This window comes from Virgibacillus halotolerans, from assembly GCF_016908515.1.
In the GTDB taxonomy this organism is placed as follows: domain Bacteria; phylum Bacillota; class Bacilli; order Bacillales; family Amphibacillaceae; genus Virgibacillus_M; species Virgibacillus_M halotolerans.
On sequence record NZ_JAFBEA010000012.1, the window covers coordinates 46,626 to 59,386 of the forward strand.

At 38.6% G+C, this 12,761-nt stretch carries 10 protein-coding genes and 1 other annotated feature; of the genes, 1 reads left to right on the forward strand and 9 read right to left on the reverse strand.

From position 1 onward, the window contains the following. Positions 1-546: 546 nt before the first annotated feature. The 6 genes from pepF to JOC34_RS19610 form a co-directional block, all read right to left on the reverse strand. Positions 547-2,358, reverse strand: a complete 1,812-nt coding sequence (pepF, locus tag JOC34_RS19585; protein ID WP_205138482.1) for an oligoendopeptidase F — start codon at positions 2,356-2,358, stop codon at positions 547-549. Between the two features lie 97 nt (positions 2,359-2,455). Then, positions 2,456-3,655, reverse strand: coding sequence for a competence protein CoiA (locus tag JOC34_RS19590; protein ID WP_205138483.1), 1,200 nt, complete (start codon positions 3,653-3,655; stop codon positions 2,456-2,458). 625 nt (positions 3,656-4,280) lie between these two features. Further along, positions 4,281-4,982, reverse strand: a complete 702-nt coding sequence (mecA, locus tag JOC34_RS19595) for an adaptor protein MecA (RefSeq protein WP_205138484.1) — start codon at positions 4,980-4,982, stop codon at positions 4,281-4,283. Between the two features lie 438 nt (positions 4,983-5,420). Next, the gene (gene spxA, locus JOC34_RS19600; protein ID WP_205138485.1) at positions 5,421-5,816 is read right to left on the reverse strand and encodes a transcriptional regulator SpxA; all 396 of its coding nucleotides are present in this window, start codon (positions 5,814-5,816) and stop codon (positions 5,421-5,423) included. 238 nt (positions 5,817-6,054) lie between these two features. Then, the gene (locus tag JOC34_RS19605; protein WP_205138486.1) at positions 6,055-6,645 is read right to left on the reverse strand and encodes a GNAT family N-acetyltransferase; all 591 of its coding nucleotides are present in this window, start codon (positions 6,643-6,645) and stop codon (positions 6,055-6,057) included. 136 nt (positions 6,646-6,781) lie between these two features. Continuing rightward, positions 6,782-8,002: a putative glycoside hydrolase gene (locus tag JOC34_RS19610; protein WP_205138487.1), complete on the reverse strand. Its 1,221-nt coding sequence runs from the start codon at positions 8,000-8,002 to the stop codon at positions 6,782-6,784. A 199-nt stretch (positions 8,003-8,201) separates the two neighbouring features. Then, positions 8,202-8,381: a binding site (T-box leader), on the forward strand. A gap of 61 nt (positions 8,382-8,442) precedes the next feature. Between JOC34_RS19610 and trpS the strand changes: the two genes are divergently transcribed. Further along, entirely contained in the window at positions 8,443-9,438 is a 996-nt protein-coding gene (gene trpS, locus JOC34_RS19615) for a tryptophan--tRNA ligase (protein WP_205138488.1), read from the forward strand. Between the two features lie 865 nt (positions 9,439-10,303). On the opposite strand, the gene JOC34_RS19620 is transcribed toward trpS, so the two are convergent. The 3 genes from JOC34_RS19620 to fabF form a co-directional block, all read right to left on the reverse strand. Next, on the reverse strand, positions 10,304-11,062 hold the full coding sequence (locus JOC34_RS19620; protein WP_205138489.1) for a YjbA family protein: 759 nt from the start codon (positions 11,060-11,062) through the stop codon (positions 10,304-10,306). A gap of 83 nt (positions 11,063-11,145) precedes the next feature. Then, a complete protein-coding gene (locus JOC34_RS19625; protein ID WP_420856180.1) occupies positions 11,146-11,367 on the reverse strand; it encodes a YuzI family membrane protein in 222 nt (73 codons plus the stop codon). A 135-nt stretch (positions 11,368-11,502) separates the two neighbouring features. Further along, the gene (fabF, locus tag JOC34_RS19630) at positions 11,503-12,741 is read right to left on the reverse strand and encodes a beta-ketoacyl-ACP synthase II (protein WP_205138490.1); all 1,239 of its coding nucleotides are present in this window, start codon (positions 12,739-12,741) and stop codon (positions 11,503-11,505) included. Between the last annotated feature and the right edge of the window lie 20 nt (positions 12,742-12,761).

Sequence of the window (12,761 nt, forward strand, 5' to 3'; positions counted from 1 at the left end):
AACAGGGATATTATTAAAAGACAATAAGTTTGTGCATGTTTTCACAAAAAATTCACTTCTACTTCACATTTTAGAAACATATCTTAACATATAATCAAACGTAGACAGGAGTGAATAAGGTTGCAAAGCTTATACCCAGTGCTGTTTTTGTTGCTTGTTATTGTTGCCTTTATATTAAATATCCTTGGGCTTATGAATCTGATCCCACTTTATTTCACGCTACCACTATTATTTATCTCTATCTATTTAGCCATTTATACATTCACACACAGAGGCGTATACCGAAGAATGAGGTAAAGTGAAACTTCATTCAGTGGGAGTTTTTCCACTGAATGTTAGTTGAGGCCCACACGACGTGGGTTTCAAAGACGGTGCCACTGGAAGTGGTGATTTTAGTCTTTGTTCCCTGCTTGTAGGGCTTGTGCGGGCAGTTATCCCCCACCTAAATTTTCGGTGTTCCTATTTTGAGCTGGGAGTTTTACTGCCCGCCAAACTGCGATAAAAAAACAGGATGCACACATGGTTCATCCTGTTTTCCCCTGTCATTTATTTCAATAACATTTTTTCCATTTCGTTCAGTTTTTCTTCAAACACTGCTAACGCATCTAAAATTGGTTGTTTGGATGTCATATCAACGCCTGCTTTTTTCAGTACTTCAATCGGATAATCGCTGCTTCCTGCTTTTAAGAAGTCAAGGTAGCGTTCAACTGCCCCTTCACTGCCATCCAGAATTTTATTTGCAAGCGCGGTTGCTGCTGAATAACCTGTCGCATATTGATACACATAATAATTCATATAAAAATGGGGTATTCTAGCCCATTCCAATCCGATTTCTTCGTCAGAAACAACTGCTTCACCGAAGTATTTTTTATTCAGGTTATAATAAATTTCCGTAAGCTTATCAGCAGTCATTGCTTCCCCATCTTGCATTCTCGCATGAATATCATGCTCAAATTCAGCGAACATGGTTTGACGGAATACAGTTCCACGGAATCCTTCCAGAAAGTGGTTCAAAAGAAAGAGCTTTTGTTTCTCATCCTCCAAGTTGTTTAACATATATTCATTTAAAAGCGCTTCATTACACGTAGATGCAACCTCTGCAACAAAGATCGAATAGTCTCCATAACGGAATGGTTGTGATTTTCTCGTATAATAACTGTGCAACGAATGGCCCAATTCATGTGCCAATGTGAACGTATCATTTACACTATCCCGCCAGTTTAGTAACACATATGGATTGGTGCCATATGCACCGGATGAATAAGCGCCACTGCGTTTGCCTTTATTCTCTTCCACGTCAATCCAACGGTTTGCATAACCTTCCTTAATAATGCTGATGTACTCCTCGCCTAAAGGAGCTAAACCATCAACGACATATTCCTTTGCCTCTTCATAAGAAATCTTCATATCTACATCCTGAACAAGCGGCGTATACAAGTCATACATATGCAATTCATCCAGTCCTAGCACTTTTTTCCGCAATGCTGTATAACGATGCAGTAATGGTAGTTTCTCATTTACCGCTTCCACTAAATTTTCATATACTTGTTCCGGAATATTATTATTATCCAGTGCAGCTTGTCTGGCGGAATCATAGTTATGCACCTTCGCAAAGAAGTTATTCGATTTCACATCGCCACTCAAAGTGGATGCAAATGTGTTTTTAAAGCTCCCATACGTGTTATACATCTCTTTGAATGCCGCTTTACGAACATCACGATCCTTTGATTCGAGGAAGCCGATATATCTGCCATGAGTGAGATCTACCTCTTCCCCGTCTTCATTTTTAATCGTTGGGAAAGTAAGATCCGCATTGTTCAGCATGCTAAATGTTTGTGAAGGACTCGACATCGGTTCAGATGCTTCCGCTAATAATGCTTCCTCTTTTTCACTTAACACGTGTGGTCTTTGACGGGTAATCTCATCCAAGGTTTTCTTGTACAATTGTAGCGCTTCGTTTTCTTTCAGGAAAGCATCTACCTTCGCTTCATCTATCGCAAGTATTTCCGGTACGATAAAACTCATCGAGCTGGACGCCAATGTAAGCAGACTCTCAGCCCGCGCATTCATACCTTGATAGAAATCGTTCGTCGTATCCTGATCATATCGCATATGTGCGTAAGTAAACAGCTTACCTAATCGCTCCGCAAGCTCATCTTGAAGCTTAAATAATTCATATAATGTTTGTGAGGAATCTGCCAGTTTTCCTTGATATGCCTCCACTTTTGGAAATGCTGCTTTTAATGCCTTTAACTCTTCCTCCCACAGTTCATCCGTTGCAAAAATAGCTTCCAAATCCCAGGTATACTCCTCTGGTACTTCGCTTCTTTTTGGTAATGCTTTTGTTCCTTGTGCCATATTAATTCCTCCCTTTGTTCTGTTCCCTATAAGTTAATTCGGGAATTTTAAAAAAACTCCTGCAAAAATACACTACATTCTTTAGTATAACGAATTATTAGTGAAACATGCTCGTATTTTGTTCCTTCTTCATCATTAACTGATTCATCAGCCTCTCATCGCCAATTAAAGCTGCTTCAATATGTTTATAGAAAGGTATCGTATTTATTTTTTTAAAAGTGTGGGAAGCGCATTGTTGAAGGATATCTAATTGAACTAGCAATTGAAGATATTGTTCAATCGGATCTGTAGCGGATGATATTAAAGGAAATTCATGTCTGTGGAATAGATGTCGTTGGAGGAGCCGTTGACACGACTTTAGTGAAAAGACTTGACCGGTTGGCATGGGATGAAGCAATTCCAAACAGAGTCTACTTTGCCAATCCCATGTAGGGGTTTTCATCCAGTATTGTGCTTTGACAGGAAGATGGATAATGGGCGGTAAATATTCCCGGTTCGTGCCCTTGATGTATAACCACTGGTGCCATGCCAATTCTCTGCCATATAGACGATTGTTTTGCCTTAAACGAAATCGCTGCTTTTCCCTTTTCCATAATTGAAATATTTCCCTTGGCAAAAAGGGCTGTTGACGAAATATATCCGGAAAATGCATTTGTGTGAGATAATTAGCGCTAATCCTACCAATGGTTTGCCGAATGTTTGTATAGTATAAATCCTGTATCGTTATGAACTGGAGGGAAATAGGGCAAAAGAAGAACAATGTCGGTAGGAATGCGTGAGTAAACTGATGAATGAAGTGGGTAATAAACTGATCCAACTTGATATGATGCTTTGTCTGCCGCTTGAAACGGTTCGCGCCGATGATCCAGATCGGAATGATACCTGCCTTTTTATACCCCTCATTCCGTTGTTTGATTTGTGAGACCGGTATGCGTGCACATTGATATTCAATTGCGATTCGCCTTCCATTCAAGTGGAGGAGCATATCCGGACGCTGGTTAATTTCCGGGATATAAGCCTCTAATGTAACATCCAACTGCTGATGCTGGAGCCATTGATACAGCAGCAGCTTCCCCTTTTCATGATAGGTGCCTTCTCCACCCTCGTGTGATGGACAATTACTAATAGACAGATGAGCAAAGTGCGGAATCATTTTGCTCCCCGCTTTGATAATCACCTGATCCTTACATATTGGACAGAAAAATAATTCCTTTTCTTGTTTGATCCTATCAATTTCTGTCCTCGTTAACCTGGCAAGCGTAACAAATTTTCCTTTATCTGATTTTGCTTGCAACAAAAAACCACCTCCGTAATAACAATATTCGACAGAGATGGACAAATTCCTTTTTATTTACTCAAACTTTTTAACCAATAAAATACGTTCAAAAAGTTGGACGAGTTAAACCTAGAATGTTTCTAAAACTTCGCTTGACAACCTTGTAAAATAAGGGTTGTTTTTTACACATAAGGTAAAACTGCGACATAATAAAATATGCCTTATCTTCGCTTTGGAAATACACTACGCTTTCCGCGGGCTCGCGCTGAGCCTCCTCGCAAAGAACGCTGCGGGGTCTCATCGTCTTCGCTGTCCCGCAGGAGTCTGTGTGTATTTCCTTCGCTAACTTGGTGGTGTGACAACAGTACAATATTAGTTTGCTTTCAACTATTATGATGGTTGTTTAGAGCGGAGGGCCGTTGACTCCTGCGGGAATAGCACGAGTCTGAAGCCCCCACAGAGTGGGTTTCTCGAGGTAGGTTAAGTACGCGACGTCCCGTCGCAACACCTACACTAGAACGTCCTGTGCGTCGAAGGCTGAAGCCGTGCCCGCGGAAAGCAACGGTACGCAGCGGAAAACACCAGCTCTTATGTCGCAGTTTATATAAATGCGATAATAAAAAAAGCGCAAAAAAATAGGCAACCATTATTTCGGGTTGCCTATTTGCACTGGAAAGTATGACCTGACCTGTTCAAACGTATTGGATTCAAATATCTTCTTACCGTATTCCTCCAATAAATGAATGGTTACATTAGAATCTGTTGCGAATTCAAAAACCTGGCTGATGATGTCTTCCTGCAAATTATCATCCAATGTTTCTTCCGAGAATTCCATATACAGATAGTAATCGTCGCGATAATGGTAAAGTGTTTCTTCAGCATTTTCTACAAGGTTTTGGAAGTAATGACTTAACTGAATCACATCTTCAAAGTCATCGAATTTTACAATGATCCACATATTTTCCTCTATCATATCTTCCGCCGCTTCATCATCATCCTTGGATTTACCAAACTTATCTTCCAGCATGCTTTCCACTTTCTTATCGACAGGTAAATCTAATTTATTGCCTTCTTCTGTTTGCAACTCCAGTTTTTCTCCATTTTTGGATACTTGTGCTTTCGTTACAATAATCTCTAGACCTTTTTCTAAAGCCTGAACCTGGATCCATAATGGACCCTCCACATTAAAATCTTCTTTATAATTCACTTCATCCATCATCTGCCAAAAAAGCTGTTCACTCCGCTCACGATTGTACCAGATTTCTTCACGTTCAAATCCGCGATCTTCTATATCAATATAGGAAATATAAAACTTGATTGTATTTTCATTAATTCGCTCTATTTCCATCTTCAATCTCTCCCTTCTCATGAGAAAAACAGGATATTTTGTTTTCCTTATACATTTGTCTAGGTGTTTCATACTTAAAAAAGTACTCACATTTAGGTAGAAGAGACAGGCTTCACCTTGGCTATCTAGTAATATATATTTATCTATTATTATTCACTTACCCATTATTTTGCTTCACTAACCATATCCATTTTTCTTTCTACTACTATTGTATGATAGCACAATACAAATTGGAAATTAATATGCCTATAAAAAGACAATTAAATAAAATATGCATCTAATAAACAAATATGATATTAATATGATATTGTAAACCATTTCTTTATGTTTGTCACGCACTTCATAATATAAAGAAGATAAAAACGCAGAACCTGTGATGACACGGGCTCTGCGTTTTTATTTAAATATAATCATATACTGTTAAATACAGTACAGCAATTAATTAACCATCCGTTGCGCTTCTCGTAGTTGAAAAGTACGTACTGTTCTTGGTAAAAATCGACGTATCTCATCTTCGTTATACCCTACTTGCAGACGTTTTTCATCAAGAATAATTGGTCTTCTTAATAAACCCGGATTTTTTTGGATCAAGCTGAATAAATCTTTTAAAGGCAATTGTTCAATATTAACGTCTAACTTTTGAAAGACTTTCGAACGTGTTGAAATAATCTCATCTGTTCCATCTTCCGTCATCCGTAATATTTCCTTTATCTCGTCCAACGATAATGGCTCGGAAAAAATATTGCGCTCTTTAAACGGGATATCATGTTTTTCTAACCATGCTTTTGCTTTTCTGCAAGATGTACAACTTGGTGAGGTATAAAGTGTTACCATGAAACTTCACTCCTCATTCTGAAATATGTGTTTGGTCATTTCTTAAACATTTAAGCACTTATTAAATAACAATAAGTTTAAATAACCTATAATTTAATTATACTACAATTGTCAAGTAAAAGGTAGGGGTAGTTTGATCTAGATGTAACATTTTCTTAAATGTTTACAAAACCAAATGTTATCGTCTAAATATAATGTACCCCTATTCATTTTCAGTTAAACACTTTATTTGAAAAAATTATCTTTTATTTTTATTTAAATCATCTAAAATGTTCTTTTTCCCGCTCTCTTCATCATAGCTTAATACTTCATCGACAGGCTGATAGGACTTGCCGTACAGCTCTTCATCTTTATATGTATGGATATGCTCATACATCTTTTTCATTTGTTCAAAAATCACATCTTCAGAATCATCATTTGGAGACCAGTAAAGAATTTCCATTGGTGTTTCCTCATTTGTTGCCAATGAACGGCGATTATAACCAATAGCATGTGCATGGTTAAACCCTTCTCTATGATAGAAATGCAATCTTTTCTCTGTATCTGTATCTTCATAATCCACTGGTTCAACCTCTAAAATAATCGGTTTATTCCGCTGTTTTAATTTCTCAATTAGTTTATGTCCAGTTCCTTGACCCCTTGCTTCTGTTGATACCCAGACATAATCAATAAAAATAAATGTATCGAATTCAGCATACATCATAACATGCAGTGGACTCTCGTCTTTATAATAGACATCCCCTTTTTCCTCCAACAACATTTCCATATGCGCTTTCGATTTCATTTCCTCGATTGGAAAGTATTCATTTAACTTTTCATACCAATTCATAGTTCGACTCCTTCATCTTGCATAATCTTTCTTTATTATAACGAATAAATCCTGATTTGTTAAATCGCTTTCTTTTTGTACTCCTGTCTGTCAAAAAAACGGAACGCTTTTATCAATTAAGCGCTCCGTTTTTCATTTAATCTTTTCCGATCATGTAATCGACATTCTTGGTATACGTGTTTCCTGCATTCCATAACAAGTATTCATCTATTCCATTTTCATATAATGCTTTGATTTGTGCTTCTACTTCCGGTTTCCCGTATTCAAAGGTTGCACCACTATACAACCACGGCGCTGAAAAGTCTTGCAGCCAAGGTCGCGAAACGGGTGCCGTATCGAGCGCGCCCAATACTTTATTTTCTACTTTCGCATATTCCGTTACGAGCTTATATGGTTCTTTATCAGGCACATCAATGCCAAAATAAGAAGTCCAATGACTCGGATAAATCATGGAGGATATCACGTCTACATTATCTGCAATCTTAGAAAAGTTTTGCCCGATGCCAGGTGTTTCTTCGATTGTCGCAGCATAGCCAAAGATATCCACAGATACATCAATGCCATAATTGCCTAATTCTTCTCGTGCATAGGCAACAAAGTCTGTTACCGCCTGTACCCGCTTTTTCGTATTACTAAGATCAGCGTCCTTATAATCTCCAAGGGTATACTCCAAATCGTCATCCCTCGTTTCGAATCCTTCCGGGAAACGAACATAATCAAATTGGATTTCTTGAAAACCCATTTCTGCGGCCATTTTAGCAACATTCACATTGTATTCCCATACTTCTTTTTCAAAAGGACTGACAAATGCATCCCCTTTTCCGTTCACCCATACTTTCCCATTATCTTTAAAAGACAGGTCAGGTCGTTTCTTTGCCAGTTCCGTATCCTTGAAAACGACAATTCTTGCGATCGGATAAACGCCCTTCTCTTCCAATTTTTTCATCATTTTCTTCGGATCATCGATATAATTATTAGAAAATTCCTCGTATGGGGAACCCTTCTCCGGTTTAAATGTTAAATTCCCATTATCATCTTTAATGTCAATGACCATGGTGTTTAGATCCGTTTTTTCGACTAAATCCAACAGTGAATCAAAGCGGCTACCACCTGCTGAGTTACCAGTAAGATAAATCCCTCTGACTGCATCCGGATACTCGAAATTGTAGCCAGAATCATATGTGAAACGTTTCATTGTCACCGCTGTATCAAACGGCTCAATACTTGTTTTTCTTTCTTGATGAAACGCTCCTTCTTCCGGTTCATCTGTTTCCTCTGCGCTGATCGTAATTGGTACCAGGAAACAAAACAGCATAAAACCCAGGAAGCTAAGCAGCTTGTATCTTTTTTCCCCCATTACTATCAAACTCCCATTTCCATATTATTCATCTAGTATATAGTAAAAGCATCGTTTTTTGAATGATATTGTAAAGATTTGTCACTTATTTATTTTTTAAGCACGGATTAGAAAACATGGATTTTTAAGATATCCTATCAGTGCTAAGGATTTATTTGCGTTCGGTATTATATATCGTGTATAATTAGGGCAGAATTATACAAAAGCAATGAAAAAGGTGAAGTACAATAACCCGCTGTTTTAGAGAGAGCTTGTGGTTGGTGTGAACAAGCAACAAGGTATATTGGAAGTGGACTTTGGAGCTTTTTAGGTTAACATAAAGTGATCTTACAAACTTGTAAGATAATCAGGGTGGCACCGCGGTTCATTCGTCCCTACGATAAGGGATAAATGGGCTTTTTTTAATGAAAAAATAAAAATAAATAATGGAGTTGGCTAAATTGAAGACAATTTTTTCAGGTATACAACCAAGTGGCACACTAACCATTGGTAATTATTTAGGTGCGATGCGGCATTTCGTACCCTTACAGGATGATCATCAATGCTATTTCTGTATTGTTGATGAGCATGCGATTACGGTTCCACAAGATCGATTAAAACTGCGTCATAACATTCGTTCGTTGGCGGCATTGTATCTTGCTTCAGGAATTGATCCGGAAAAGGCAACATTATTTATTCAATCAGAAGTTCCTGCGCATACACAATTGAGCTGGATATTACAATCCATCAGTTATATTGGTGAATTGGAGCGGATGACACAGTTCAAAGATAAGTCGACTGGAAAAGATGCTGTTTCTGCTGGTTTATTAACGTATCCACCATTAATGGCAGCTGACATTTTACTTTATAACACAGATCAAGTTCCTGTTGGCGAAGATCAAAAACAGCATATGGAGCTCACAAGAAATCTTGCGCAACGTTTTAATAATAAACACAATGACATCTTTACAATTCCGGAAGTTAGTATCCCCAAAGTTGGTGCACGAATCATGTCACTACAAGAACCAACGAAGAAAATGAGTAAATCAGACGAAAATGAAAAAGGATTTATCTCTATGCTGGATGAACCAAAGAAGATCGAAAAGAAAGTAAAAAGTGCTGTAACCGATTCGGAAGGTATTGTAAAATATGATAAAGAAAACAAACCTGGTGTTTCTAACCTCTTAACCATTTATTCCAGCTGTACAGGCGAATCGATTGAAACGCTTGAAGAAAAATATGCAGGCAAAGGATACGGTGATTTCAAACAAGGGGTTGCAGAAGCAGTCATTGGTGTGTTGAAGCCCATCCAGGATAAATACAACGCACTTATCGATTCTGAGGAATTAGATGATATCTTAGACAATGGCGCAGAAAAAGCCGCGCACACTGCCAACAAAACACTAGCCAAAGCAAAAAAAGCTGTCGGTCTTGGCAGAGTAAAAAAACGCAAATAGTAAAGGTGCCCCGCTGAATGGGGCACCTTTTATCGCAGTTTGACCGGGTACGTCCAAGACTCCCATTGAATGAAGTTTCACTTTAAGCTTGCTATCTCGACTTTCGGAATAATTTTTCATCAAAAAAGAGTAACTAGCACACTACAAACCCTATTGTTATTCTAAAATAAAACAGGGATGTAATTTTATTAAGCTAGTGCAACCTTTCAAAAATCTTTTCCAGAATCTTGAAATGAAAAATTGTATATTTGGAAAAAGGTGTGAAGAAAAAATATTCTCTTCTATTACCGCAACTGGAATACACTCGCTTTCCGCGGGCGGCTAATGAGCCTCCTTGTGCTAACGCACTGCGGGGTCTCATCGAGGCCTTTTTCCCGCAGGAGTCTCGCGTATTCCAGTTGCTAGGATGTTTTTTTATTTTCGGTGGTTTGCTTTACCGTTTTGATTCATCGAAGTCAATTAATAAACATTCAACTTATACTTAGTCCGAAGTATACACTATCATTTAATCATTCATTAAATCCAAGCACTACATCGTTGATTGGAACGGAAGGCGGCGACTCCAGCGGGAATAGCATGAGCCTTGAGACCCCACAGTAAGCGAAGCGAACGAGGAGGCTCAAGCCATGCCCGCGGAAAGCGTCCGCCTGCAGTGGAAATCAACGGTTTTAGCACACATTATGCTACACTGGCATTTGAAATAATCTGAAAAATGTTGTAGTGACCAAAATAAAAACGCAGTTCCCTGTGTAAGGATTTATAAGTTTTCTCATCGAAACTATTGGCTATCCATTATTGATGTGAAAATGACACAAGCGCGAGAGGGATCATCTCCTTCTCGCGCTTTTGTAACGTTCCCACTCCATTATTGTTGTTTAGAAGCATTTTGCTCTTTGTTTTCCGCTTGCCACATTTGCTCTAAATAAGGCTGTCCTTTGATTAACTTACCGCATAAATCTTCATGATTGATACTCCAGCCATCTTTCACACCACTGTAAAGTGCATCCCAGACTGCATCCTCATTCATAAAACGAATAAATGGATAGCTTTTTGGATCCCATTCAGTTAACCAATAACGCAATTCTTCCAAATTATTAGTTGTGCGCAGCTGATCAAGCCCCATCATCAATAAATGCTTTAACTGTCGCTCTCTTCTCGTTAATCCAAAAATAAGCTCTGGTGGCATAGATAGTATATGGTATTCTTTTTCATAGCTGTTATTCTCTATCTTGTAATGATGTCGTTTCGTATCCTTAATCATATCGAACACAAGCTGTTCCTGTCTCGGAATGATTCTGCTTTTACGAATTGGAATCGAATAACCAATTGTATCAAATACCATCATATCACTACCATCTGTTATTACACATGCATAATCGAGTGCAGACTTTTCGTGTCCTTTTCGTGTATAGGTGCGTTTATAAATGGAATCCAGCAAAGCCTTCGGAATATCGTGCATGTCATTTTCGATATAATTATACAACGTTTCTGTTATGTAAAAAACAGGAACCTGATCCAGTAATTCAATTCTGTCCTCTTTCCGCCATTCATGAAAATAACACACATTATAACCGTTTTCTTCTCCTTCAAACCAGTTCACCCAAACATCATGCAAATATAACATATAAACAACCCTCACTTTGTATACTCAACTTAGCATACATTATGACCATCATTGGAAAAAAATATTCTATTTTCAAGTGAAGTTTAATATTTACTTGGAAAACGATAAATAACAAACGCCATTAATAAAATACCCATTGGTAGAAAGTAGCACTCTATTCTGCTTTGAATAAAAACAAAATACTCCAACCAGGATATTCCTGCCGGCAAAAAATTGGTATAAGCTATCAATGTTACCCCACCAGCAACTGCCATTCCAAATCCGACAAAAAACAAAAATATACAGCCCATATTTTGCCCACCCATACTTGTCCATCCTTTTTATTTATTCTATGCTTGGACAAGGTAATAAATGAACGGCTTTTAAGAAAGGCAATAAAAATCCCGATAATAAAAGAAGCCAACCATCCACGGTTAGCTTCTTTTATTCATTCCAATTTTCTATTCGTATTTTTTAAAAATAAGTGCTACGTTGTGTCCGCCAAATCCAAGCGAATTACTCATCACGACGTTAACTTCCTGTTTCCTTGCTTCATTTGGTACATAATCAAGATCGCATTCTGGATCTGGTGTTTCATAATTGGTCGTTGCAGGAATGATATTATACTTAATTGATTTAACTGCAATCACGGCTTCGATACCGCCTGCAGCACCAAGTAAATGTCCTGTCATTGACTTCGTTGAAGAAACAGCTAATTGATGTGCATGATCTCCGAATACCGTCTTGATTGCCATCGTCTCGTATTTATCATTGAGATCAGTACTTGTTCCATGTGCATTCACATAATCCACTTCATCATGTGCGATACCCGCATCATCAATTGCTTTTTGCATGGCACGTGCCGCTCCCTCGCCTCCCTCGGCTGGAGCTGTGATATGATAGGCATCACCAGTTGCACCGTATCCAACAATCTCGCCATAAATATGGGCACCCCGTTCCAGTGCAGTTTCCAGTGTTTCCAGAATTAACAGCCCCGAACCTTCTCCCATAACAAACCCATCTCTATTCTTATCAAATGGACGGCTCGCTTTGCTAGGATCTTCATTGGTTGATAAAGCTTTTGCTGAAGTAAACCCTGCAAATGCCATGTTAGAAATTGGTGCTTCTGCCCCACCTGCGATCATGTAAGCTGCGTCGCCACGCTGGATTGCTCTAAATGCATCTCCTATCGAGTTTGCACCGGAAGCACACGCAGTAGTTGAACAAGAGTTAATTCCTCTTGCGCCTAGCTGAATGGATACTTGTCCAGCAGCCATATCCGGGATCATCATTGGCACGAAGAATGGACTTACACGTCTTGGTCCCTTTTCCAAAAACTTCGTATGTTGATCTTCCCATGTTTGCATACCACCAATACCTGATCCAATCCAGACACCGACATCATCCCTATTGCTGTCATCGATGGTCAATTTGGCATCCGCTACGGCCATTTTTGCGGCTGCAACAGCGTATTGCGTAAATAAGTCCATCTTTCTTGCTTCCTTTTTATCGACGTATTCCAATACATCAAAATCTTTTACTTCTGCAGCAACCTTCGCTGGAAAGTCATCTCTATTTACACGGGTAACGAGACCAATCCCAGATTTTCCTGCAAGAATATTCTCCCACATGGTTTCTACATTGTTTCCTACCGGGGTAACGGCACCGAGCCCTGTTACAACAACTCTTCTTTCACTCATAAGTTACTCCTCCTAATACT

Coding starts and splice junctions, on each gene's coding strand:
- JOC34_RS19625 (WP_420856180.1), bottom strand. CDS start 11,367: ATGGGTGGGCAAAATATGGGCTGTATATTTTTGTTTTTTGTCGGATTT.
- mecA (WP_205138484.1), bottom strand. CDS start 4,982: ATGGAAATAGAGCGAATTAATGAAAATACAATCAAGTTTTATATTTCC.
- pepF (WP_205138482.1), bottom strand. CDS start 2,358: ATGGCACAAGGAACAAAAGCATTACCAAAAAGAAGCGAAGTACCAGAG.
- JOC34_RS19620 (WP_205138489.1), bottom strand. CDS start 11,062: ATGTTATATTTGCATGATGTTTGGGTGAACTGGTTTGAAGGAGAAGAA.
- spxA (WP_205138485.1), bottom strand. CDS start 5,816: ATGGTAACACTTTATACCTCACCAAGTTGTACATCTTGCAGAAAAGCA.
- fabF (WP_205138490.1), bottom strand. CDS start 12,741: ATGAGTGAAAGAAGAGTTGTTGTAACAGGGCTCGGTGCCGTTACCCCG.
- JOC34_RS19605 (WP_205138486.1), bottom strand. CDS start 6,645: ATGAATTGGTATGAAAAGTTAAATGAATACTTTCCAATCGAGGAAATG.
- JOC34_RS19610 (WP_205138487.1), bottom strand. CDS start 8,002: ATGGGGGAAAAAAGATACAAGCTGCTTAGCTTCCTGGGTTTTATGCTG.